30 protein-coding genes and 2 pseudogenes are annotated in these 23862 nt (G+C 34.1%); 18 read left to right on the top strand and 14 right to left on the bottom strand.

Going from position 1 to position 23862, the window contains the following annotated elements; all coding sequences use genetic code 11:
• Positions 1-385: 385 nt before the first annotated feature.
• Complete coding sequence (locus ACYVEC_RS07210; protein ID WP_063222019.1) at positions 386-775, bottom strand: hypothetical protein; 390 nt, start codon at positions 773-775, stop codon at positions 386-388.
• 292 nt (positions 776-1067) lie between these two features.
• Between ACYVEC_RS07210 and ACYVEC_RS07205 the strand changes: the two genes are divergently transcribed.
• Complete coding sequence (locus ACYVEC_RS07205) at positions 1068-1619, top strand: hypothetical protein (RefSeq protein ID WP_098555874.1); 552 nt, start codon at positions 1068-1070, stop codon at positions 1617-1619.
• A gap of 120 nt (positions 1620-1739) precedes the next feature.
• Here the strand turns inward: ACYVEC_RS07205 and ACYVEC_RS07200 are convergent, their stop codons facing one another.
• Positions 1740-1910 (bottom strand): DAK2 domain-containing protein, encoded by a 171-nt coding sequence (locus ACYVEC_RS07200; protein ID WP_371830865.1) that lies wholly within the window; start codon positions 1908-1910, stop codon positions 1740-1742.
• Positions 1911-2101: 191 nt separating this feature from the next.
• A complete protein-coding gene (locus ACYVEC_RS07195) occupies positions 2102-2608 on the bottom strand; it encodes an RrF2 family transcriptional regulator (RefSeq protein ID WP_098555873.1) in 507 nt (168 codons plus the stop codon).
• A gap of 210 nt (positions 2609-2818) precedes the next feature.
• Here ACYVEC_RS07195 and ACYVEC_RS07190 point away from each other — a divergent pair, with 210 nt between their 5' ends.
• The gene (locus tag ACYVEC_RS07190; RefSeq protein WP_063222023.1) at positions 2819-3460 is read left to right on the top strand and encodes an FMN-dependent NADH-azoreductase; all 642 of its coding nucleotides are present in this window, start codon (positions 2819-2821) and stop codon (positions 3458-3460) included.
• A 73-nt stretch (positions 3461-3533) separates the two neighbouring features.
• Here the strand turns inward: ACYVEC_RS07190 and dhaK are convergent, their stop codons facing one another.
• Positions 3534-5285 carry a dihydroxyacetone kinase subunit DhaK gene (gene dhaK / locus ACYVEC_RS07185; protein ID WP_460506026.1) on the bottom strand — a complete coding sequence of 584 codons (1752 nt, stop codon included), beginning with the start codon at positions 5283-5285 and terminating at the stop codon, positions 3534-3536.
• Positions 5286-5463: 178 nt separating this feature from the next.
• Between dhaK and dhaS the strand changes: the two genes are divergently transcribed.
• Positions 5464-6030 (top strand): dihydroxyacetone kinase transcriptional activator DhaS, encoded by a 567-nt coding sequence (gene dhaS / locus ACYVEC_RS07180; RefSeq protein ID WP_000204220.1) that lies wholly within the window; start codon positions 5464-5466, stop codon positions 6028-6030.
• Positions 6031-6049: 19 nt separating this feature from the next.
• A complete protein-coding gene (dhaQ, locus tag ACYVEC_RS07175; RefSeq protein WP_063222024.1) occupies positions 6050-7048 on the top strand; it encodes a DhaKLM operon coactivator DhaQ in 999 nt (332 codons plus the stop codon).
• Between the two features lie 96 nt (positions 7049-7144).
• Here dhaQ and ACYVEC_RS07170 read toward each other — a convergent pair whose 3' ends face one another.
• Positions 7145-7780 carry a VanZ family protein gene (locus tag ACYVEC_RS07170; protein WP_063222025.1) on the bottom strand — a complete coding sequence of 212 codons (636 nt, stop codon included), beginning with the start codon at positions 7778-7780 and terminating at the stop codon, positions 7145-7147.
• 400 nt (positions 7781-8180) lie between these two features.
• Here ACYVEC_RS07170 and ACYVEC_RS07165 point away from each other — a divergent pair, with 400 nt between their 5' ends.
• Together ACYVEC_RS07165 and ACYVEC_RS07160 are read left to right on the top strand one after the other, a co-directional pair.
• Complete coding sequence (locus ACYVEC_RS07165; protein WP_063222026.1) at positions 8181-8606, top strand: hypothetical protein; 426 nt, start codon at positions 8181-8183, stop codon at positions 8604-8606.
• 523 nt (positions 8607-9129) lie between these two features.
• Complete coding sequence (locus tag ACYVEC_RS07160; RefSeq protein WP_063222027.1) at positions 9130-9912, top strand: hypothetical protein; 783 nt, start codon at positions 9130-9132, stop codon at positions 9910-9912.
• Positions 9913-10003: 91 nt separating this feature from the next.
• On the opposite strand, the gene ACYVEC_RS07155 is transcribed toward ACYVEC_RS07160, so the two are convergent.
• Genes ACYVEC_RS07155 through ACYVEC_RS07145 form a run of 3 tightly spaced genes read right to left on the bottom strand, consistent with a single transcriptional unit; the run spans position 10004 to position 11426 of the window.
• Positions 10004-10375, bottom strand: coding sequence for an ATP synthase subunit I (locus ACYVEC_RS07155; RefSeq protein WP_063222028.1), 372 nt, complete (start codon positions 10373-10375; stop codon positions 10004-10006).
• A gap of 39 nt (positions 10376-10414) precedes the next feature.
• The gene (gene pssA, locus ACYVEC_RS07150) at positions 10415-10975 is read right to left on the bottom strand and encodes a CDP-diacylglycerol--serine O-phosphatidyltransferase (RefSeq protein ID WP_142332746.1); all 561 of its coding nucleotides are present in this window, start codon (positions 10973-10975) and stop codon (positions 10415-10417) included.
• Positions 10968-11426, bottom strand: coding sequence for a MarR family winged helix-turn-helix transcriptional regulator (locus ACYVEC_RS07145; RefSeq protein WP_063222029.1), 459 nt, complete (start codon positions 11424-11426; stop codon positions 10968-10970). The genes pssA and ACYVEC_RS07145 overlap by 8 nt, the downstream gene beginning before the upstream one ends.
• A 427-nt stretch (positions 11427-11853) precedes the next feature.
• Between ACYVEC_RS07145 and ACYVEC_RS07140 the strand changes: the two genes are divergently transcribed.
• Both ACYVEC_RS07140 and ACYVEC_RS07135 read left to right on the top strand, forming a co-directional pair.
• Complete coding sequence (locus ACYVEC_RS07140; RefSeq protein WP_063222030.1) at positions 11854-12120, top strand: YmzC family protein; 267 nt, start codon at positions 11854-11856, stop codon at positions 12118-12120.
• Positions 12121-12272: 152 nt separating this feature from the next.
• Positions 12273-12383 (top strand): YjcZ family sporulation protein, encoded by a 111-nt coding sequence (locus ACYVEC_RS07135; RefSeq protein WP_071745177.1) that lies wholly within the window; start codon positions 12273-12275, stop codon positions 12381-12383.
• A 169-nt stretch (positions 12384-12552) separates the two neighbouring features.
• Here the strand turns inward: ACYVEC_RS07135 and ACYVEC_RS07130 are convergent, their stop codons facing one another.
• Both ACYVEC_RS07130 and ACYVEC_RS07125 read right to left on the bottom strand, forming a co-directional pair.
• Positions 12553-13107, bottom strand: coding sequence for an HPP family protein (locus ACYVEC_RS07130; RefSeq protein WP_063222031.1), 555 nt, complete (start codon positions 13105-13107; stop codon positions 12553-12555).
• 118 nt (positions 13108-13225) lie between these two features.
• Positions 13226-13810, bottom strand: a complete 585-nt coding sequence (locus ACYVEC_RS07125; RefSeq protein ID WP_063222032.1) for a CGNR zinc finger domain-containing protein — start codon at positions 13808-13810, stop codon at positions 13226-13228.
• Positions 13811-14241: 431 nt separating this feature from the next.
• Here ACYVEC_RS07125 and ACYVEC_RS07120 point away from each other — a divergent pair, with 431 nt between their 5' ends.
• The gene (locus tag ACYVEC_RS07120) at positions 14242-15651 is read left to right on the top strand and encodes an alpha/beta hydrolase family protein (protein WP_199677797.1); all 1410 of its coding nucleotides are present in this window, start codon (positions 14242-14244) and stop codon (positions 15649-15651) included.
• 342 nt (positions 15652-15993) lie between these two features.
• Here the strand turns inward: ACYVEC_RS07120 and ACYVEC_RS07115 are convergent, their stop codons facing one another.
• A complete protein-coding gene (locus ACYVEC_RS07115) occupies positions 15994-16239 on the bottom strand; it encodes a hypothetical protein (RefSeq protein WP_063222034.1) in 246 nt (81 codons plus the stop codon).
• A 199-nt stretch (positions 16240-16438) separates the two neighbouring features.
• Between ACYVEC_RS07115 and ACYVEC_RS07110 the strand changes: the two genes are divergently transcribed.
• The 6 genes and pseudogenes from ACYVEC_RS07110 (at position 16439) to ACYVEC_RS07085 (ending at position 18603) form a co-directional block, all read left to right on the top strand.
• Entirely contained in the window at positions 16439-16564 is a 126-nt protein-coding gene (locus ACYVEC_RS07110) for a YjcZ family sporulation protein (protein ID WP_000540385.1), read from the top strand.
• Positions 16565-16767: 203 nt separating this feature from the next.
• Positions 16768-17109, top strand: coding sequence for a PadR family transcriptional regulator (locus ACYVEC_RS07105; RefSeq protein ID WP_000683181.1), 342 nt, complete (start codon positions 16768-16770; stop codon positions 17107-17109).
• The gene (locus ACYVEC_RS07100) at positions 17102-17584 is read left to right on the top strand and encodes a hypothetical protein (RefSeq protein ID WP_063222036.1); all 483 of its coding nucleotides are present in this window, start codon (positions 17102-17104) and stop codon (positions 17582-17584) included. The genes ACYVEC_RS07105 and ACYVEC_RS07100 overlap by 8 nt, the downstream gene beginning before the upstream one ends.
• The gene (locus ACYVEC_RS07095; RefSeq protein ID WP_063222037.1) at positions 17581-18108 is read left to right on the top strand and encodes a permease; all 528 of its coding nucleotides are present in this window, start codon (positions 17581-17583) and stop codon (positions 18106-18108) included. Before ACYVEC_RS07100 ends, ACYVEC_RS07095 begins: the two co-directional genes overlap by 4 nt.
• Positions 18107-18259: pseudogene (locus ACYVEC_RS07090) on the top strand (sortase family protein); the annotation flags it as partial. The gene ACYVEC_RS07095 and the pseudogene ACYVEC_RS07090, both read left to right, overlap by 2 nt.
• Before the next feature lie 143 nt (positions 18260-18402).
• Positions 18403-18603, top strand: coding sequence for a hypothetical protein (locus tag ACYVEC_RS07085; protein WP_063222038.1), 201 nt, complete (start codon positions 18403-18405; stop codon positions 18601-18603).
• Between the two features lie 120 nt (positions 18604-18723).
• Here the strand turns inward: ACYVEC_RS07085 and ACYVEC_RS07080 are convergent, their stop codons facing one another.
• Complete coding sequence (locus tag ACYVEC_RS07080; RefSeq protein WP_063222039.1) at positions 18724-20199, bottom strand: MDR family MFS transporter; 1476 nt, start codon at positions 20197-20199, stop codon at positions 18724-18726.
• A gap of 142 nt (positions 20200-20341) precedes the next feature.
• On the opposite strand from ACYVEC_RS07080, the gene ACYVEC_RS07075 reads away from it, so the two are divergent.
• Both ACYVEC_RS07075 and ACYVEC_RS07070 read left to right on the top strand, forming a co-directional pair.
• Complete coding sequence (locus ACYVEC_RS07075) at positions 20342-20917, top strand: TetR/AcrR family transcriptional regulator (RefSeq protein ID WP_063222040.1); 576 nt, start codon at positions 20342-20344, stop codon at positions 20915-20917.
• A 277-nt stretch (positions 20918-21194) separates the two neighbouring features.
• Positions 21195-21377 (top strand): annotated as a pseudogene (locus ACYVEC_RS07070) (EamA/RhaT family transporter); the annotation flags it as partial.
• Positions 21378-21608: 231 nt separating this feature from the next.
• On the opposite strand, the gene ACYVEC_RS07065 reads toward ACYVEC_RS07070, so the two are convergent.
• The gene (locus ACYVEC_RS07065; protein ID WP_460506018.1) at positions 21609-22376 is read right to left on the bottom strand and encodes a TSUP family transporter; all 768 of its coding nucleotides are present in this window, start codon (positions 22374-22376) and stop codon (positions 21609-21611) included.
• 110 nt (positions 22377-22486) lie between these two features.
• Here ACYVEC_RS07065 and ACYVEC_RS07060 point away from each other — a divergent pair, with 110 nt between their 5' ends.
• A complete protein-coding gene (locus tag ACYVEC_RS07060) occupies positions 22487-23272 on the top strand; it encodes a TrmB family transcriptional regulator (RefSeq protein WP_460506016.1) in 786 nt (261 codons plus the stop codon).
• 239 nt (positions 23273-23511) lie between these two features.
• Here the strand turns inward: ACYVEC_RS07060 and ACYVEC_RS07055 are convergent, their stop codons facing one another.
• On the bottom strand, positions 23512-23856 hold the full coding sequence (locus tag ACYVEC_RS07055) for a DUF4064 domain-containing protein (RefSeq protein ID WP_063222043.1): 345 nt from the start codon (positions 23854-23856) through the stop codon (positions 23512-23514).
• Between the last annotated feature and the right edge of the window lie 6 nt (positions 23857-23862).

Genomic DNA, 23862 nt, shown 5'->3' with positions numbered 1-23862 from the left:
TTTCATATTAGTACAATCTCACCAATAAAAAAAAGGCTCCATTGCTGGAGCACTCAAAAATAAAATAAAATACAATAAGTAAATGAATTAAAACAAATAACAGACAATTTAACTATATAGATTAAATATAAATAAATCTATATATATGCAACATTACATATTAAAACCTATTTATTGATGCTATAATAGGCTTACTCGATGATTGTTATATTTTTTCATGGTTTTTAAGCAATATAATACCTTCTTAACACCAAGTGTACAAGTAAGAGAAGACATCTTAATCGATGTCTTCTTTTCTTATACAATAACAACACAATAAAATTAAGTTGATTCAAGCTGCAGGATGGCACCTTGATATGATAGTAAAGAATACATCATCACGGTGTCAGCAAGCAAAAGTGTATTCTGCATTTCTGAAAACAGTAGATGGCAGATTGTGACCTGCTGAATCTGCTAAGAAAGAATATACAAGAACATCCTTAACATCATCTTTATTTCCACTAATAATAACATCAAGAAAATCTTCTATTTGGAATTCTGGAGTAAACAACACAATCTTAGTTGTTCTGTTTGGTTCTAAAGAAACAAAAGTACGAGAGATTTCAACTAATTCATTTTGAGTTGGGAAAAAAGTGTTTGGACTTCTCTTAACAGTTACCGTTACATTACTAGTATGACAGCGTGAATCATTGTTTAACATAATGTTGAGAGCAGTTGGAATAATCCCATTTTCAGAAACTGGAACTCGAAACACTCCAGTAGATTTATGAGCCATATAATCACATCCTTTCAAAATAAAATATATTTACAATATATTAGATGCAAGAAACGTTCATTTTGATAGGGACAAATTATATGATTAATATATCTATAATAACCCTCGATATTACTAAGACAATGATTTACAAGATTAACAAATATCGTGAGACCCAATCGAATGTATATTAAAAGTAAAAAGAATAAGGTGTCTAAAAGATTCCCTATTTTGAGCCAATAATGAGACATTATGTTAATCTTATATGTATAGTTGCACAAAATTGAGAAACTTAAGGAGACAGATTAATTTTATGAGAAAATCATTCATATTACTTACTTTCATTCTAGTATTAGTCAGTTTTACGGCTGCTTGCACACAAGATAAAAAAGATAGTGCCGTTGAAAATGGTCCAATAGAAGAACCAACCGCAAAAAATGAAAATGAAGAATTAATAAATCTTGAAGAAAAAGAAGATATGAGCCGCTTGGAACAAGGTATTTTATTAGTTGGTGAGAGTGTTAAGGGAGGCTATTACTTGACCGCCGTTCAAAATGCATATTTAAATGCTAGTAACGATTCCGTCGTTGTTAATGTCTCTGTAAAAAATGTACGAGGTCAAACGATTGGACTATCAGAATTAAAATATAACTTAAAAGATGAAAAAGCCGGAAAGGCCTATGAAGGAAAGGTGCTTGATCAAAACCCTTCTGATATACAAGTTAAACCAAATGAAACGGTAGAATTAAAAATAGCTTTTGAAGTACTAAGTACCGCAGATGAATATATGTTTTATATTGAAAGCTCTTTAGATCCTCTAGGAGCACACTGGAAAATCGATAAGCTGCAATCACAAAAAAACTAAGTCTAACATACAATTTGATTGAAGAAATCTCTCAAATAAGCAAAAAGTACCGAAAGAAGTCTTCTACATATCAACTATATAAAAGTCCCTCTGACTTAAGACAGAGGGACTTTCTCATTCCTATTTCAAACTACCCGCAATCTCCGTAAAGATAACTCCAAGCGCATGTGCACCTGCATCTGGATAGCCTAAGCTTCTTTCACCAACTGTACCTGCGCGGCCCATGCGAGCTACGATTTCTTTCGTATACTCTGCTCCTTTTTCAAAGGTGATTTTCACTATGTTTAAAATATCTGAAAACATAAATTTATTTACTTTTCACGAAAATAAAATTGTATTGTTTAGAATTTTAATGTTAATCAATTTGAAACTTTATGAGTTAATTAAATGTGATATTTAAAGAAGGAATTTGTGATGAAGTACTCACATGATGGAATTAATGTTAAAAAACAAAAAAACTCTAACTAATTCGTCATGGCGATTTAGTTAGAGTTTTTTTGTTTGAAGTATTCACGAGTATCTACCCTTATCTTTTCAGGTAAAACAATATCAAGTTCTTTATCTAACCATGCAAGAGTCTTTTTACGAAGAAACTCGCGCATGTGTTCTTCCGCTTCAAGCATTACTAAGTTAATTGTACAAGAAGAATTGCTAGGGTCACAAGAATGACAAGCGTCGTCTCGATATAGTAGACCATTCTGTACAATATTTTTACATTGAAAAATAGGTTTTGGACCTTCGACGGCTTCTATTACATCCCAAAAAGAGATATCTTCTGGAGACTTAGCTAACCTATATCCTCCCTTTACACCTGGGACAGAATTCACAATATCAGCTTTAGATAATTTACCGAAAACTTTTGAAAGAAATGTTTCAGAAAGTCCTTGAAACTCTGCCAAATCTTTTATTCCGACACTTTCCTTGGAAGGAGTATTAATTAAATAAACTAGGCAATGCAAGGCATATTCAACCCCAACACTATATTGCATATACAAATCACCTGCTTTTTATTTTAAGGGTTATCAAATTGTATCTTAGGACCATTTAGAATTTTAGTCAAATAAAAAAAGGCTCTTTTAGAATAGTATGTATTTCATTTGACAAAAATAATTTCAGAGTTTATATTAAAGACCGAGTTAATCGACGATTAATTCGGTCGACGATTAAAACGTAAAAACTTTTAAAAAGGGGAAATACAAATGAACAAAACACTTATCATAAACGCACATCCGAAAGTGGATGATCAATCATCAGTCAGCATTAAGGTTCTTAACCACTTTTTAGTATCTTATAAAGAATTAATTCCTAATAATGAAACGATTGAACAGATTAATTTATACGATGATGTAGTACCAATGATAGATAAAACTGTTTTAAGCGCATGGGAAAAGCAAGGAAATGGACAAAAGTTAACTGATGAAGAACAAAAAGTAACAGAGCGTATGTCCGAAATTTTACAACAATTTAAAAGTGCAAATACGTATGTTATCGTATTACCTTTGCACAACTTTAATATTCCCTCAAAGTTAAAAGATTACATGGACAATATCATGATTGCACGTGAAACATTTAAATATACTGAAACTGGATCAGTGGGATTACTTAAAGATGGAAGAAGAATGCTTGTTATACAAGCAAGTGGAGGAATCTATACAAATGATGATTGGTATACAGAAGTGGAATACTCTCATAAATATCTAAAAGCAATGTTTAATTTTCTTGGTATTGAAGATTATCAAATCGTTCGTGCACAAGGAACAGCAGTACTAGATCCAAATGAAGTATTACAAAATGCATATAAAGAAGTGGAAGAAGCAGCTTCTAGATTGGCTAACAAATAATTTTTTCACTGGAAGAATGATGGTTATAATTAAAGATCCCCCCCACCATAAGGCAGAGGGGATCTTCTAATTCCTATTTCAAACTACCCGCAATTTCCGTAAAGATAACTCCAAGTGCATGTGCACCTGCATCTGGATAGCCTAAGCTTCTTTCACCAACTGTACCGGCGCGGCCCATGCGAGCTACGATTTCTTTCGTATACTCTGCTCCTTTGACCGCTGCTTCTGCACCTTTTTCAAAGGCAGTTTTTATGTCTTCTTCGTTTGAAGCGCTATTTAACCAAGAGTCTACACATGGAGCAAGTGCGTCAACAAGTGTTTTATCACCAACTACTGCTCCTCTTCCGAATGATCTTTCACCGATAGATTGTATACCTTGCAGTGCTGCTTGTAACATTTCAGCGAACTCTTTCACTGTTAATTCACGTTTTTCACCGGCTGCTTTACTAGCTGCGCGGAATGCACCGCCCCAAATTGGACCAGATGCGCCGCCGCAATGTTCCATAATAATCATTGAGCAGCCATCAAGGAATGATCCGATCATTACATTCTCTTGTTCTACAATAGAATGCCACTCACGTTTTAATTGCTTAAATCCTTTTGCCACACTCATTCCGAAGTCGCCGTCACCTGCATGTGTGTCTAACTCACAGAACGGTACTTCATTTTTAATAATAATATCGCTCATTTTATCAACGAGATAAATCATGTTGTTTAATGTAATGACATTATTTTTAATAACAGCGTGCTCTTCCGCTGTTTCTATTTCGAACGAAACTTCCTTCTCTTCTGTCTCTTCAAGTACATTCACGTACTCTACACTTTCAACCGGTCCATCTACTTTAAACGCAGGTGTATTACACTCTTTAGATAGTAATGTTTTTAACTCATCATCTAATTTCATCACTGTTAAAGACATACCAGCCATATCGATACTCGTCATATAGTTACCGACGAATACTCTATTAATTTTAATGTTTCTAGCAGCTAATTCTCTCGTAACTGCGTTGTTAAATAGGTAAAGTTCTTGCAGTGGTGTTCCGCCAAAACCGTTAACTAGAAGTGCAATTTCTTCGCCATCTTTTACTCCTAAATCTTTTACAAGATCATTTGTCATACGGTTCGCTAATTCATCTGCTGACAACATTTTTTCACGCTTAATTCCTGGTTCACCGTGAATACCTACGCCGTATTCCATTTCATCTTTTGCAAGTGTGAAAGTAGGTGATCCGCTCGCTGGAACTGTACAAGACGTTAATGCTAAACCGATTGTACGCACGTTAGCCGCTGCTTTTTCTGCGACAGCTTTCACCGCTCCTAAATCCATACCTGCTTCCGCTGCTGCACCGGCAATTTTATGGACTAAAATAACGCCCGCAACGCCGCGGCGTCCTACTGTGTACAGACTATCTTCTACTGCAATATCATCGTCCACTTTTACGTAGTCGACTTCAATTCCATCTTCCGTTGCTAAATGAGCTCCGTTTTTGAAATTCATAATATCGCCGCTGTAATTTTTAATAATTAATAACGTACCTTTTTTACTAGCTGTCTCTTTAATCGCTTGGTATACCTGAATTTGTGAAGGAGAAGCAAATACATCCCCGCACACTGCCGCATCTAACATTCCTTTTCCGACTAATCCTGCATGTGCCGGCTCATGACCACTACCGCCGCCACTAATTAACGTTACTTTGTTTTCGTTCATTTCTTTCTTCTTAATTACTTTATATTTTTTCAAAAGCTCAAGCTCTGGATGAGCCATAACCATTCCGTTACACATTTCCATTACTAATGTTTCTGGTTTGTTTATAATCTTTTTCATTGTAGTTCTCCCTCAATTCCTTTAATATATTGTGATATATTTGAAATCTTCTTCTTACTACTCATGTTAAAATGAAAGCGTTTTATAGTAAACGGACAAAATGGACAATCTGTCTAAAGACACCGCTCTCATTTATAGATAGGATTTTTATATTAATAACATTCTAGGGATGATTCAGATGACCTCTTCTATAATTTCTAAAAAGATAATCGCGAACTCATTGAAGTATTTAATGGAAACAGAGTCATTTCATAAAATATCAGTGAGCGATATTATGTTACACTGTCAAATGCGTAGGCAAACTTTTTATTATCATTTCAAAGATAAATTTGAACTATTAAGCTGGATTTATAGAGAAGAAACGAAGGAAAACATTATCGACTTTCTCGACTATGAAACATGGGAAAACATTTTCGATTTATTATTTGATTACTTTTATGAGAATCAAAAATTTTACCGAAATGCTTTTAAAGTCATTGAACAAAACTCGTTTAATCACTATTTATTTGAGCATACGAAAAACTTATATATGAAAATTATTGATGAACTATCTGTGAGCTGTGGATTCAGCCTTTCTGATGAGACAAAAAATACGATTGCCTCCTTTTATAGTCACGGCTTCGTTGGAACGATAAAAGATTGGATTGAAAGCAAATGTGAAGTAGATCCTTCCATTATGTCTTCTCTCATGAAAAATATGATAAACAATCAATTACTACTATTACTGGAGCAATCTGCAAAGTAATTAAAGGGTGGCAAAAGCAATGAAAAAGATTATGAATGATGTACAAAATATCGTTCAAGATATGATGCATGGCTTTTATTTTGAACATAACGACAAAGTAAATTACGACGAAACAAATCACATCATTTATGTAAAAAATATTGAAAAACTGAAGCAAAACGTCTCTATCATAAGCGGCGGTGGTAGCGGACATGAACCTGCTGATATTGGTTATGTAGGAAAAGGTATGCTTACAGCGGCAGTAAACGGCAGCATTTTCACTCCGCCTACAGTGGAACAAATTGTGGCGGCAACTCGCCTCATACCAAAAGATAAAAGTATACTATTCATCATCAAAAACTTTAAAGATGACGTTGAGAACTTTCTAGCGGCTGAGCAGATCGCTAAAGGAGAAGGAAGACAAATTGACCATATCATCGTAAATGACGATGTTTCAATTGAAGATGATGCTTCTTTTAATAAAAGAAGACGCGGCGTCGCCGGCACTGTTTTCGTTCAAAAAATACTTGGTGCGGCCGCTCTTGAAGGTCACTCTTTAGAAGAACTAACAGCACTCGGCCGTTCTATTACTGAAAACTTACACACATTAGGAGTTGCTCTTTCACCTGCAAACGATCCAGTGAAAGGAAAAGCTTCATTCACATTAAACGAAGATGAAGTCTTTTACGGCGTCGGCATTCACGGCGAAAAAGGTTACCGCAAAGAAGCGCTATCCTCTTCTGAAATATTAGCGATTGAACTGATGAACAAATTAAAAAGCATTTATCGTTGGAGAAAAGGTGACAACTTCGCCATCCTTATTAATGGACTTGGCGCAACGCCATTAATGGAACAATACATTTTCGCAAACGACATTCGCCGTTTATGTGAGCTTGAAGGATTACAAGTTACTTTCGTAAAAGTTGGTACCCTTCTAACTTCTTTAGATATGAAAGGTGTTTCACTGAGTTTGCTTAAAGTAGAGGATTTGGATTGGGTGAAGTGGTTGAAGACGGATGCTCGAGTGGGTAGTTGGTAACTAAAATTATGATAATAAAAGCCTTTAACTATAACGAGTTAAAGGCTTTTTGCAAATTGAAATATCGTACGAGCGTTAAAAAAATTCTTAATCACCTCACTGAATGATTACAGGTCTTCCAAATAAAGCTGGATGATAAATTAACATCGCACCTACAAATGAACACACTAAACAAAAAACAGCTTCGTATTTTATAACTAGAGAAGAATTGGTATCAAGCTTTTCCCCCTCTCTTTTAAATATCATTTTAAAAGCTCTATATAATAAATACCCAATAATCGCCCCGAGGGTGTTCGTAAATAAATCATCAATATCTGTAATTCTATTATTTAGTAATTGATTTAACTCAATTGCCAACGAAAAAAAGAATCCTGTACATACGGTATTTTTCATTTTTCTAAACTGAGGCCAAATAGTCGGTAGTAAGAAACCGAACGGCATAAATAGTAAAATGTTCAAAAGATACGTAGTACTACCTGCCGTATCAAATAGAGTCAAGTTGATTTGATTTACACGAATCCACGTTTCATATCTACTTATATCCCATACAGTCGCGATTTGCGTCACCTTATACACTAGGGAAAGGTAGAATAGAAAAACATATACCCATAGAAAATGCCGAATAGATATAGTTCTTTTCGCTTTAAAATAAAAGCCAATTTGAAACACAATACAAAAAATAATAGTAAAAAAATACGTATACAAATAACTAATTAAAACTCCTGTATGCATGTAGAATCCCCTAACTTTACACTTTCATCTATTATTTTAGAACATAGTTTAAGAACCAGTACTTTGTTCATATATTTAATCTTCTACTTTGTCTTCGAATATAGGGAATATATTAAAAATATAAAATCCCCACTTCTTCATTTTCAGTCTCCTCCTTGCTATAACTTGTTTATAGGATAGGAAAAACTTTTAAAATAAAAAGTGGGGTAAATATAAAATTTTTCTTAAATTTTCACCTTGTACCTAGGTAAAAGAGCCTAACAATCACATAATACAATTCCACACAAAATAAAATTCTGATAATATAAAATAGATAATCATTTATATATGGATTTTTTTTCATATACAAATGATTATCTATTTTAAAGGGGATAAAGAAAATTGGAGCTGATTTTTATTCATGAATAGACAAAATTCTTCTCATAACAAAGGTGATTCCTCAAATAAAATTGCTGCTTTTATTGCAACGCTAGGAGCTCTATTAGTAAGTGTAGAAGTTTTATCTAATTTTTTTATAATTTTTTGGTTAATGATAATAGCAGTAACAAATTTAATAGTTATATTTTATCTTCAAATTAGTGTTTTTAGTTTAGTAACAACAATCCTTTTTGTAATCTTTTACTTTATATACAAAAAGTTATTTGCACATTCTAAATTCGTAGAAACCTTTTCAAAATATAATATGATTATTACAATAATTTCTTTATTAATTTTAAATATGTTATACATATATCAAAAAATGTTTAACGGTGCATTAATTACTCCTGTGGTAATAATTATTACATGGTTAATTTACAAATTTATGTTTAAAAAACATAAAAAATAATCTACCTAAGTAAAAGTAAGCGTCAAATATTCCACACCTACTATTTGTAAATACCCCATGAGATAATCTCCTTACATACTACATGTGGAGATTTTTTTATGAAAAGACACCTAATAATAAACTCGCTTTAGAACTATTTAATGAGGCTGAGAAAGAAAGTGATTCTGATCTCCCGAACCAACCTGTTGACACAATCACCTATCGTCGTAAGAAGAAACGCGGCCATGGGGATGAGTCTGTACAGAACCTTCCGGTTGAAATCACAAAAGAGAACAATCTAAGTTCCTATCATTATCTTCGTTATTTGTTTGAAGCGCTATCCAATAACGATTTAAACAATAAAGAAGGAATTGATAAAGTCTTGCCGTGGTCAATGGATTTACCGTCTAGATGTATAGTGCCGAAAAAAAGTGAAGTAAACAAAGTTAGCTTAGGGCAAAAAAGATGAATATATGTACATCAATAATAGTTCTAATTATAATTAAGATGAAAATATTAATAGTATATGGGGGAATAACAATCAGTGAATAAAAAGGCAACAATTAAAATAGGGGCATTGTTTACAATTTTATTAATTGTATGTGTTTTTTATGGGTATAAGAATTTAAATAGTTTTTTAGTCTGGAATGAACTCGGTGATATACAGATGATTTCAAGTGAAAAAGAGGTTGCAAATGGTATATATTTTGTAAGGGGAGAGATATATTCTGAACGTGTAACAGGAGATGAAACGCTACTTGCTGATGGGTATGCGGTAGTGAATCGAATTCAAAAGAAAAAAACGACATACTATACACAGACTTCTGCACCAAATCGTTCTTTATGGAGTAACGGTCAAGTAACAGCTTTTTATAATGAACCCATACATATAGGAAATAAAGAATTAAAATTAATAAATAAAGAAAATGTGTCTCTGGAAACTCCCTTTATGGAATTAAATGATCAGAATGTAATTTCAACAAGAATAAATGATATTCAGGCGAATGCTACAAAGTTAGCAGATGGAAAAAAACGTTTTTATTCATTTAGAGCAGTAGAAAATAAAGAAAATGTAGTTGTACTTGGGTCAGTAGATGGAAAAGTAATAAAAGAATTACCTAATAGATACGGGAAATTTGTTTATATTGGACATACTAAGGAGCAAATTATAGATAGCTTAAAGAATGGTAATAACAAAAATTCGATATATTTCGCTGTACTTATTATACTGACTAGTATTAGTGGGTTCGTATTATATATGTATGGGAAAGGAAAATGGACAAAAGATGTTTTTGTTTTTACATTTTTCGGAAGAAAGATAACTTAAAAATGGTTTGATTGTAATCGTTAACACCCCCCCTCAAGTATGTAATTCCATACTTGAGGGGGGGGTTAATTTCTAATTAAAGTGTACTAATCTATTCCTTCCCATCTCTCATACTATAATACCCCAAATTAATAATAACCAAGAAATACCCACCCATAATTCCAGATGCAAATGTCCACATGAACTCATGGTGTTCAATTTCATACATAATAATTGCACCGAGTATTGCGGCTGCGAACCGATTCATCATTCCGAGCATCGGTGCTTTTTCTTTTTTTACGATGCTGTCTCCGAACTTTTCAATACGCCTTCCTAAAATCCAGGCGCAGTACATACTAACTAAAAGGCCAATGCTTATCCCTACAAACTGGGCTCGAAAAGGGGTCAGCAACCACCCTACTAACATCACGCCTAGCAAACAATATATTTGTATGTTAAATGATCTTAATGCCATACGAATCATGTTATGCTCCTTTATCTTTTTCATTGTAATTCCGTATCATCAATTCCATTTTTCGGACTTTAAGCTTTCCGATATATCTTTTTTAAAATGAGGGAATTTGATTTTGCTCACCATTAAATAAGCAAGTACGCATGTACCAAACGCCACGGAAACTGGATTATTTAAAAAGCATAAAATGAGGAGACACATGGCCGCGAATGGAATGGGCATTCCGATAAAGGTTGGGAGTTTGCTTTGCTGCGTGTTAAATCTTGCAAGTCGAAGCATTCCGCAAATACTGTAAGCGAGTGCACATATCATCCCGATAGACTGCAAATCTTTTAAAGCGACACTATAGGCAAGAATAGACGGTGCCACGCCAAAGGTAACTAAATCTGCAAATGAGTCTAACTCTCCGCCAATTTCAGAAACAGAATCTAGCTTCCGGGCAACCATGCCATCAAAGAAATCAAATAACATACCTGTAATAATAAAAACTGCTCCCAAATACATATCGTGAACGAGAATAGCGTAAATAGCGAGAAGTCCACATACAAAGTTTGCTATCGTAATCATATTTGGTATGTAACTCATCACATGCTTCCCCTCCTTTTTACTCATTACAATCAAGATCCTTCTGTTTTTCTTCCAATATCACTTTATTTATTTTCGTTAACGTATCAGTCATTTGCTCTAAAGCATTTATATCGATTTTAGAAAAGTATTTCTCAATTAATACATCATCTAACTCAGACAACTCCTCCATATACTTACTACCGTTTGGACCAAGTGTAAGGAAATACTCCCTTTTATTATTAGGATTTACTTGTTTTGAAATCATCTTCTGCTTTTCCAATTTCGATAAAACTTGGCTAACAGCGCTTTTCGATATATTAAAAGTAGTCGCAATGTGATTTGCTGTCGTGTTTTGATTTAAATTAATATGAAATAGCATACTCTCTTGCTGTCCTGTAAGACCATACTCATCTTTCAACTCCTGAAATAGTAAAATGTAGAATTCATTATAGGCTCGGTTCATTTCATTAATTACTTCTTTATACGTTCTCGTCATAGCACTCTTCCTCCATGCTGTTATTTTGTTTCATTTAATAGTTAAGTTCACTTAACTTAACTATATTATACCGTTATGTTTGTGTAAAGGGAAATCTAGCTCTATACATTCCTATAACACGGAATAAAATATGCCCTTTGCCTTTTCCACTGCTTTTAATAGATCAAATTCCGGATTATACATCTATCATTCCGAATAAATAAACGTAATAATTACAAAAATCCCATATAGACCCATTACTGGTTAAAATGTTATAATGAAATCACCCTACATAGTTACTCATATTCCGATTGAGGAACTAGCGTCTTATTAAGCAATGCGCATAACTCAAATAAAAAAGACACTTTCAAGTGTCTTTTTTATTTATTTTCATAAGAATTATCTCTTTTATAAACAAAATCTATTCAACAACAAAGGAGACTATCAAATGGAGAATACTGTATCAAGAGAACTACGTAACATACGTATATGCCTTATCATCTTGATTATTGTCATTGCATTTTGGGATCGTGAGAAAACTGTAGAAATCACTGATCATGGTAGTGATCCCATCTTAAACACCAGCAATATGACTCAAGTTGGTGATAATACATTTGCATACAAAGACGAATCTAACCAAATTAAAATATTTAAATTTGACCCGGATACAAATGAAATAAAGCTAATAAAAGAGTTTTATGCTAGCGAATATTAATTACATACATGGGACAGACGGCACCTCAAGGTGTCTTTTTTTATTTTCAAAAGGACCTGCTCACATTCATGCGTCAAACATAAAGTAAATGGAATCCGTTAAAAAACACGAGTGACCCTTTGTTTTCCCCTCTTATTAAAGGAGGAGCTATTATGGGATTTGGTGGTAGTTGCGGCGGAGGCTGCGGTTTTTCTGGAGGATTTGCATTATTAGTTGTATTGTTTATTTTATTAATCATCGTTGGAGCTTCTTGCTTCTGCTAAACAAACTATCGGAAAAGACACTCTTATATGGGTGTCTTTTCTTTATAAACTAAAAAAGTTTGAGAAATGGAGTCTTTAGTCATAATTATGACTAAAGGCTTTTTTCTATATAAAAATTAAAACATAGTAAAAATGAAATACTTACTCAAATTGTTTTTCGCTTTACAAATTATATCCAAAAAGTTGGATAGCTTCTTTTACTACTCATGTTATTAATGAATAAAGCAATAACTACAATAACAAGAGAACCAACTAAAACTGGTGTTACTAAATAACTCCAACTGTATGCTCCTAAAATAACGACAATTGGATCAGCCCCTGCCGGAGGATGCGTTGTTCTTGTTAACATCATAATAGCAATCGACATCCCAACTGCTAAAGCAATTGTCCAATATTCATTCCCGAACAAATGATATATTGATAGACCAATGAAAGTTGAAATCAAATGTCCTCCAATAATATTACGCGGCTGAGATAGCGGTGCATTCCAAACTCCAAACGCTAATACACAACTCGCCCCAAATGGAGCCATTAACAATTCTGTAGAAGTTATACTCGTTAAATATGTTAAGGTGAGAATTGTTAAAAATCCCCCTAATAGTCCTGTCAAAGAGTCCTTTATATTTACTTGTAACGGACTTCTTCCTTTCCCTTTCATTTTTGCAAAATATCGTACACTTATTGGTGGAGCATCTTTCTTCTTAGCTGCTGTTATATTGTTCATCATTCTCCTCCTTTATTTACCAACAATTATATTCCAAACAAACTAACCGGTCAATATTAATTTTAGAGGTTAGTTTAAGGATGCAGAAAAAAAGAATCAACTCATATAAGTTGATTCCCTAAACTTCTTCACATTTTCGATCCTGAAATTTTGCTACCTTTTTCCGGTTCCCACATATTTTCATAGAACACCATTTTCGTTTTCCGCTTTTATCTATAAATAATAAAACACAGTCGGGATTTGAACACCTTTTAAGAGAAATAAGCTTATTTTCTGTTATTAAGGTTAAAGCATCAAATGCAATTAACGATACAAGTACATCCTCAATTTCTCCAACTGGGATAGGTACTAGACTCTGTTCAATGACTTTATATGTAAATGGTGCCTTCTCAATTTGTTTTTCTAAATACGTAATAAAATCATCAGAAATTTCATGCTGATCGGCAATTGCCTCAAACTGTTTTCTCATTACTTCTCTTGCCTCTAATATGCTAGATGTAACTTGATTGAGTCGCTCTTGAATTCCTATAAGTGTTTTTTCATTCCAAAAAGGAAGATTAACCTTTATTACATGTAGCCATTCTAATACATCTTTATCCGTTATTAATAAATCATAACGTTGTCCACGCCTAACTAACTCTGTATTCACTAAATCTAATGAGAGATTTCCAGATATAAGCGGGAATTGTTTTGTTTCCTGCATGTACTCATCACCTACTCTTTAAATAATCATATTCCAAATTAATACAGAAGTACAACTTTTTTATAAAATACAAAGTATGAAGATCAAAGCCTTTAGCCATAATTACGACTAAAGGCTTTTTTGTATATAACTAAAAAGGAGCTGACTGTATGGAACATAATAAAAATGGAATGCTTGCTTTAATCGTTTTATTTGTAGGACTCGCATTTTTTGTTATCGGTATGGTTTATCATTTATGGGGAACGGTTTAAAAACAAATAATAATTCATTTAAGAAAAAGTACTCGTATGAGTACTTTTTTTAAGATGTCATGTAAAAACATTCTAAACTTACTTACATGCATACAATCATCAATTATAGTTATATAATTGAGAAGGTTATAAATTATCAATCTATTTTTATATAATTTGGAAAGGAGCTAAAAACTAAAAATGTTAGAAATCATTTTTGTTGCTGTATTACTTTTATCTAGCATCACTCCCATCTTTATCGAACGAGGTTTGACGAAAAAAAATGTAGTCATTTTACTGATCAATTATGCATTCTTATTTGCCACCATCATTGTAATTGGCGCAAACTGGCGTATGATCCCCGCCTATTTCTTATTGTTCGTTTTAACATTACAAGTTTTTTTGAAACCCAAAACTACAGCCGTTTCTAAAAAGTTAGTGATGAAAGTTTTAAAAGGTTTAGGAATTATCGTAACGGCTATCGCAATGTTTACATTACCTTTACTTTTTCCGATCATAACACTCCCTGAGCCTACTGGAAAATATACAGTAGGAACGAAAACTTTTCATTTAATTGATACAAATCGAAAAGAAACCACTGTACCAAATAGTCATGGAAATCGTGAGTTAATGATACAAGTATACTATCCTGCCGAAAAAGGATCAGGGAACCCTTCTGCCTATTTTGAGAACATAAACGAGCTGGCTGAACAATTGGCAGTAACAAACGGTGCTCCCTATATCGTAACGACACATTTAGGGCTGACAAAAACAAATTCTTATCAAGATGCTAAGCCACTTCAAGATAAAGAGAAATTCCCCCTCCTTTTATTCGGTCATGGGATGGGATTATATGGTCAACAAAATACATTCCAGTTAGAAGAGCTAGCTAGTCAAGGTTATGTAATCATTGCTCTTAACTTCACAGGATATGCAGCAACAACGATTTTCCCTAACGGAAACCGTGTAGACTCTATACCAATTGAATATACACCTACTGCCTTAAATACCATAGTTCAAAACTGGGAACAGGATACTACTTTTGTTTTAAACGAAGTAATAGAAGGTAATTTCGATAAAAGTTTTAAAACGATCGCAGACTTAATTAACTATGACAAAATCGGAATGTTCGGTCACTCTTTTGGCGGAGCAACTTCCGCACAAATGTTAGTAAAGGATACGCGTATTAAAGCTGCAATTGATATGGATGGCGGATTATATGGCGACCCAATGCCTAAAGACGGTCCTCAGAAACCATTCATGTTGATGAATGCTGAGGCTACGATTCATTATATGAAAGAAGCTGAGAATCAAAAGACAACCGGAATCCAAAATGAATTATTGGAAATATCCTATTTAAGAAATAAAACTATTGAAAAACCGGGCGTGTACACAGTGGTAATTCCCAAAACAAATCATACTAGTTTTACAGATTTAGCAGCATTTTCACCTATTATTAACGAACCAGACGAAGATGTAGCCGCAAATTATACACTCATTAATAAACTAGTAACTAGCTTCTTTGATCAAAATTTAAAAGGAATAAACGAAAATCATTTAGAAGAAATTCAGAAGCAATATCCTGAACTTCAGCTCATTAAACACCAATAATCATTCATTTACCTAGTCATGCAGCCCCTCACTATACTTGAGGGGTTTTTGCTTTAAAACAATTATAAAAAAAGGCCCCATCACTGGGCGCTCAAAAAATAATATAAGTAAATGAATTAAAACAAATAACAGACAACTAAAATATACAAGAATAACATCATATAATCTATATATATGCAACATTACATAAAATTCATTATTAATACATGCTATACTAAAAAAGGAGTCGACAATCGTTATTTTCTTCTTATTTTTAAAGCAATATAGATATATCTTCTTAACACATTTGGATTGTACAAGTAAAAGAAGACATCTTACTAGATGTCTTCTTTTCTTATATTTTTATGAATTTTTTTGAGTTGATGCTCTCCAAGCACGAAAAGATGTTGGGCGTCCAGAATGAGCTCTTTGCTTTGCAGCAGCAACAGCTGGTTTTTCTTCAATAGTCATTGGTTTTTCTTCCACAATCGCTGATTTTTCTTCAAGAGTATTCACAGCTGTTTGTATTTTTTCCAACTGCTCTTTTAAGGCTTGCTGTTCAATCTTTAAATCCGTAAGTAATCGTAAAATCATTTCAGAATTGGCCATAAAGATCCTCCTTCCCCCAATACACAGAATAAAATACAATATGTCATCAGCATAATACCGGTGACAAAAATAAGGTCGTCAACTCTTTTAAAATCTAAGCACCTTTTATTTTTTAAAAGGACCTGCTCAAGTTTATCCGGAAAAACATAAAGTGAATTAAATCCATTATTAAATGGTCTTTATGGAAGGAGGAGTTAATATGGGCTATGGCGGTACTTGTGGTGGAGGCTGCGGTTTCGGCGGCGGATTCGCTTTACTTGTTGTACTCTTTATTTTATTAATCATCGTTGGGGCTAGCTGTTGGGGCGGCGGATTCGGCTGCTAAAGGAAGGCACTCTTGAGAGTGTCTTTTTTGTGTGTTTTTGGATGTACAACCCCTATACATATCGATAGTTTACAAATGCTAAAAACCACTATCAAAAATCAAACTTTTTAAAATTGACATAACACTTCATGCACCTTATACTGTTAACAACAGTATACTGTCATTAACAGTGTATATTCTAATTCATTCTAGGAGGTATATCCATGAAACATACAGGAAGACATACGGGCGCATTTCTTTTGTTATTTCTAGCTGAAGGAGATAACTATGGCGGGCAATTATTGCAAAAGTGCGAGGAAGAACTTCCCGTCAATCCAATCGATAGTGCCATTCTATATCGCACACTAAAAAAATTAGAAAACGAAGATGCAATTGAATCTTATGTAAGCACAGATCATCAAGACAAACCGAGAAAGATGTACAAAATTACGCCTGCTGGAAAGGAACAACTGGCAGATTTTCAAATGGATATTGAAGAAAAAATGAAGAACTTATCCTTCTTCTTAGACAAATATAAAGACTTGAAGGAATCCGATCATGATTAACGGCGTGATTCTTTATACTTTAGCCATTATCCTTACGGGGCTTTCTTTTATGAAGGATCGTACGAAAACGAAAGATGCTCTAATGAAGTCGTGGAAAATGTTTCGCAACCTTCTCCCTGCGATGCTCTCCATCATGCTTTTCGTTGGCTTATCGCTTTCTATATTAACGCCGTCTTTCATCTCTTCTATTATTGGGGAGCAATCTGGATTCATCGGTATTATTTATTCAGCAATACTCGGCTCCGTTGCACTTATTCCAAGCTTCGTCGTATTCCCACTTGGTAATACGTTGGTACAACACGGTGCAGGCCTTCCTCAAGTTGCGGCACTTATGTCTACACTCATGTCAGTAGGAATTACAACCTTACCGATGGAACAAAAGATATTTGGGCGAAGCTTTGCTTACGCACGTAATGCATCTGCTCTGCTCATGTCCCTCCTATTCTCCTATATCATTTGGATGGTGATGGTATGAAAGAACTAAAAAGATATCGCTTCTTTTTCATTTTATTACTGGGACTCTTTGTATTGACTTTTATAAATCAATCTTTAGGATGGAGCGCATTACAATTAACAGGGAATAGCATTTTAGATATGCTGTTTCTCCTCCCCCCTGTCTTACTATTTGTAGGGTTACTTGATCAGTGGGTGAAAAAAGAAACGCTCATGAAATATATGGGCAAAAAATCAGGTATATACGGAATCTTATTTTCTCTATTATTAGGAGGCATTGCAGCTGGTCCTCTCTATGTTGCCTTCCCCATCGCAGCACTACTCTTAAAAAAAGGCGCAAGCATTCGGTACATCGTATTTTTCTTAGGCGTTTGGACAACTGCGAAATTACCAATTCTCGTGTATGAATTTTCTTCATTTGGAGCTACTTTTACACTCATTCATATTTGTTTCGGGCTAGTATTCTTCTATGTAATGGGGATTATTTTTGAGAGGTTTTATGATCAGGGGCAGTTGCTTCGGTATGATGTTACGGAGGAATTGTAAGATTAACAAACATTGGATAACAGACGCAGAAGATCGAACTGTCATTGTAGAGAAAGAGAAACCAACATTAACAACTTGTTACCCCTTTAACTACATTGGTGACGCCCCAGATCGTTATATTATTGAAGCGTCTTTACTTTCTACTAGCTAAAAAGAGGTGTCACCTTATAACTATGTGACACCTCTTTTTTATTTTAGAAACATTACCATAATCTTAATTCGATACAGTATAATAAATGTACAATACAGAAAATTCCATATTTTGTTTTATAATATTTTTTGGAGGTAATTATCTTGAGTAAAAACGTGAATTTACTTCTTCAAATAGTAATTGGAATTATCATTATGATTGCACCTATTCTCATTACAGGGAGTATGTATGATGTTACTAAAACGATGGGTGACTTATTAGTTGCAGAACTTATTATAAGAACACTTTCCCTCATTATTGGACTTTTAGTTATTAGTAAGGCTTTGCATCGTTATTCTCAATAGTTCTTTTTACTAAAAAACAGACAATACATACACCACATTTCCCTCGGCTGTTTGAACTATTATTACGAAAGAAATATAAAAAGACATCTTTAATCGTAAAGATGTCTTTTTATATAAACCTTAATTTTCGTTCTGTAAAACTCTCGTTGCTTTTACTCCCTTTTTCTCTTCTTTTAAGAACAACGATACGATAAATGCAACAATGATAAAGACTAACCCTAATGTAAATGCACCTTGGAACCCTGACGTTAAACCGTTTAACTTCTCTACTGGGTCCATTGGATTTGCGGAGCTTTCCATATACTGAGTTGTTCCTGAAGACATTTTCGAAATAAAGATAGCTGTACCAATTGCGCCCGCTACTTGCTGTAACGTATTAAACAACGCTGTTCCGTGCGGATATAGATCTGGTGTTAATTGATTTAAGCCGTATGTTTGTGCTGTCATGACAAACATGAGTCCAACCATTAATACGCTATGCATGACAATAATTTGTACCATTGATGTATCAGGAGTAATGCCTTTAAATAAGAACATTGCAATCCCCACTAACACAATACCAGGAACGATAATAACTTTCGGACTAAATTTATCAAATAGTTTACCTGCGATCGGCCCCATTATGGCGCTAATAATACTTCCCGGAAGCATGATAATTCCTGATTTAAAAGCTGTAACGAGTAAAACTGTTTGCAGGAACATCGGTAATAAAGTCATCGTTGAAAATAACGACATCATCACAATGACAATTAATCCAACTGATAATGTAAACATCGGAACTTTAAATGCTCGTAATTGTAAAATTGGATTCTCAATTTTCAATTGTCGAACGACAAAAATACATAATGAGATAAGCCCAACAATTAAAGCACCATACACTTTCGGATTAGACCACCCTAAATCACCTGATGCACTAAAGCTATATACAAGCCCGCCAAATCCTAATGTCGATAAAAGGATAGATGGATAATCTACTTTTGGCCTTGTTATCTCTGAAACATTTTGAATGTACTTCATCCCAATCATAATTGAGATAATTACGATAGGAATAACAATATAGAATAACCAGCGCCAATTTAATGAGTCAACGATTACTCCAGATAATGTAGGACCAATTGCCGGAGCGGACATCATCACAAGTGCGATTAATCCCATTGTGGCACCACGTTTTTCAGGCGGACAAATAATTAAAATCGTATTCATTAATAACGGTGAAATTAACCCTGTTGCTACAGCTTGGACAATACGTCCGATTAATAAAACAGAAAATGTCGGTGCAAATCCCGCAATTAATGTACCGATTAAAAACGTTACCATAGCGATTAAAAACATTTGTCTCGTTGTGAGCCATTGCTGAAGTAACGCTGTAATTGGGACTAAAACCCCAACCACCAACATGTATGCTGTAGAAAGCCATTGGATTGTTGAAGCTGTTACGTCAAATTCTTTCATTAATACCGTTAACGCATTACCAAGTAACGTTTCATTTAATAATGCAACCATTGCCCCTAAAAGTAATGCAATTAAAATAGGGGTATGTTTCATATTAGAAGTATCAACTTTGCCACTTGCAGGGCTCTTAGTTGTCATATTCATTTACAGATTCTCCTCCTGTTTCTTAATTAAAAAGCTTTATATAAACCCAAACACATGTAATATAATATACATATGTAGATTAAAAAGGGAGAATCAATTTTCAGCCATTGTATACTTAATCTACAAAAAAGGAGAATTGTAGATGAACGATAGTGAAAAACAGCTTGATTTACGTATTAGACGTACACATAAATTACTATGGGATTCCTTATTCGAATTAATGACGCAATCAAAACAGAAATATAGTACCATCACCATTAACCAAATTTGTGATCTTGCGATGGTACACCGAACAACCTTTTATAAACACTTTGAAGATAAAGATGCTTTATTAACATTTGGATTTAAACGATACGGCAAGATTGTTGCCGAAATACCTCTTTTAGATCGATTAAGTAAACCATTTCAAGTGATGGAACAATTCCTTCACCATGAAGAAATCGGTAAAATATTAGAGACACAAATGTCTGATGAACAATTCACTAGCCGCATGCATTATTTAAGCCACGAAACAAGAAAACAAGAAACCGAAGCGCTAAATCGCCTTTGTAAAAATCATACGATGCCAAACGATTTAATAACGGAATTTTATTCAGGAGCAATCACCTCATTAAGTGCGTGGTGGTTTAAAAATGAAAGAAAAGTTTCTGCAACAGAAATGGACCAATATCTCCACCAACTTATTAATCGGGATATTTTTCAGTTTGAAAAAGAGTAGGACTACAGATAGGAACATGATATGTTTTCGGTAGAATACGATATAAATGTGGCAGCGAATAAATGGCATATAATAAAAAGAAGAGATGCGCTAACATCTCTTCCCTAACTGCTACCGTATAGGGTGGTGGTCATTATATGTTATTTGTTTTTATGAACCCCATCCTTCTGCTTCCTACGGCGCGGAGTTTTTTTTGTTGTCCTTATCCAGAAGTTACTTCCGCAAAAAAATACGCTGAAAATTTCTAGCACTACGGACTCATGGCCAAGCATATTTTGCACAGCAATACACTACACCTACAGGCCTTGTTTTTTCATTAGAACCTGTCTTTTCTGCAGGCTTTGCTTTTGTTTTCACAGATGAAACACTTAACGGGAAAGGGTATTTAGACGCTACGCTTATACTGTTGAGTGTGTTAATTGCTGAGGTGGATTTTAAGAGTTTATTGAGGCCTAGTTAAAAGAAGAATATAGAGTAAACATTTCACTATGATCAGTAAACACACCCTAGAAAATATGAGTCTGTATTATTTTCATTCTCTTCACGTAAATTTTCTTTTTTAATGAGACTTTTTTAGATGCTATCTTCGAATAAGGTAGCATCTAAAAAATCTTAAAAGGAATTTCCTCCTAATGTCTTCTTATATTTTATGTATTCTACATATTTGACCTTTTCTACGTTCTTTGATTACTTACTGAATATAGTCATACAGATTTTTCGCTAACAATAAACAAGTTACTGTAATGAAAAGGGCGCGAACATACCCGCTGCCTTTTTTTATAGCAAATCTGGAGCCGACGATTCCTCCAGCAATTTGAGCAATCCCCATTATGAAGCCATACACATAGTTTACTTGCCCTACATACATAAACATTAACAATGCACCAACGTTACTTCCTAAATTAAGAAACTTCGCAGTACCTGCTGCTTTTAAAAAATCATACCCAATAAATAAAAGAGAAAACATTAAAAATGAACCTGTACCAGGACCTAGAAATCCATCATAAAAACCAATAACAAAAATAAAAAAGGTGAAAATAATGACGTGTCGATTAGACAATTTTTTATGAGTAGAAATACTTCCCCAATCCTTCTTGAATATTGTATAAATAGCGACCACACCAAGCATGATCAGCATTAATGGCTTCAGTACTTCTGGGTTCATTAAATGAACGGTCCATGCCCCTATTATGGAACCTATGAAAGTGATTGGAAATAATTTAAACGCCGATTTCAAATCAAGATTACCAGAATGATAAAACACAATATTACTAGTTGCACTTCCCATTGTCGATGCTAGCTTATTTGTGGCTACTGCACTTGCTGGATTCAATCCTGTAAATAATAAAGCTGGTAAGGCAATGAGTCCGCCACCACCTACAACTGAATCAATAAATGCAGCTACAAATCCAAAAACAATCAAAATCATTAATACAGATGGGTCTAAATAAAAATCCATACTAGTAGCCTCCCCTTTAGTCACTATTGTAATAGTAACTATCAATTTGCTAAATGTAAAGAGTTATTGTAACGTTAAAATATAAAAGCAAACATCGGAGGACGAAAAAAGTGGACTACATAGTGCAACAGCTTAAAAAAATTGGTTTCAATGAATATGAAGCTAAATCTTATGTATCTCTTGTTAAACAAGGGCCTGTCACAGCCTACCAAGTGAGTAAGGATTCAGGTGTCCCAAGAGCGCGAATTTATGAGATTTTGGGTAACCTTGTAGAAAAAGGAATTGTCATGAAGGAAGAAATAAATGACACCACTCGCTATTCACCTCTACCGGTTGAAGTCTTTTTACAAAAGGCTCAATCAGAATGGCAGTCTACTTATGAAGGAATCAGTGATTCATTAAAAAAACTAGAAACTTCCGAGGAAAAAACGGATAATCGAGTGATTACGTTAAAAGACAATAAAACAATCATTAGCTATTGTCAGGCATTAATAAAAAAAGCAGAACAACGTATTGTCATTTCAATGTGGGATAAAATGTATGAAGCGTTAAAAGAAGATCTATCTGAAGTAGCTGATAAAGTTACAATACAAGGTATTACCCTGCATGTTGAAAATCCCATCAAAAATCTAGAAGCTCATCGTATAACACCTTATACAGAAACCTTATCTACAGAACATTGGTTTATTTTATCGATAGATTCTAAAGAGATGATTTATGGACCATCACTTGAAGAGCGTAATATTGCTTTTTATACAGATGACCCCGTTCATATATACCTATTAGAGGATTATGTATGGCATGATGTTTTAGTAAATCGACTTGTCCGACGTAGCCAAGATGATTTGGAGCAATGGATTACGACAGAGAGAAAATCTTTCTTTATGGGAAAATAAGAAACATATTCAAAGAATCAAAGAATTTTAGGAGGGATGTGGAGTAGGTATTTTTTTAGATAGATGAACATACCACGAGGGAATATTCTTTACTATTATTCTCAATCCCTTCACTTCATTTACTTCTAAACAAGCATCATTTTTGAACATTTATCTTTGAGTAAGATACCATCTAGAAAGTATTGATATACAAAATAGCCGACTATTACATAATAGTCGGCCATTTTTAACATGTTGATTTATACAGACACTGATACTTTCTCTCTACGGAAGATTCCCATTAGCCCACCGATTAATAGAAGCACAGCAGGTAATATATAAATGAAAGAGATACAAATAAATCCTCCAATTGCAGCGATTGTCATCATGGCACCGCCAACCTTTGCTTTACTTTTCACCATAACTGATCCAACGATACCCAAAATCGATAGAGCAACGGCTGCCCAGCCTAAACCTATAACATTACTTGCTCCTTCTGCCTCCATAGCAGAAGCAACTCCACCAATAAATAACGCAATAAATGCACATAAAATACCGAAAATACCACCGATTAGTCCTAATACAAATTCTGTTGTGCGTTTCATTTTGAA

This window comes from Bacillus sp. MN7755 (assembly GCF_054771475.1).
The sequence above is the reverse complement of the archived record's forward strand: the minus strand, read 5'-3'. Positions and strand labels throughout refer to the sequence as shown.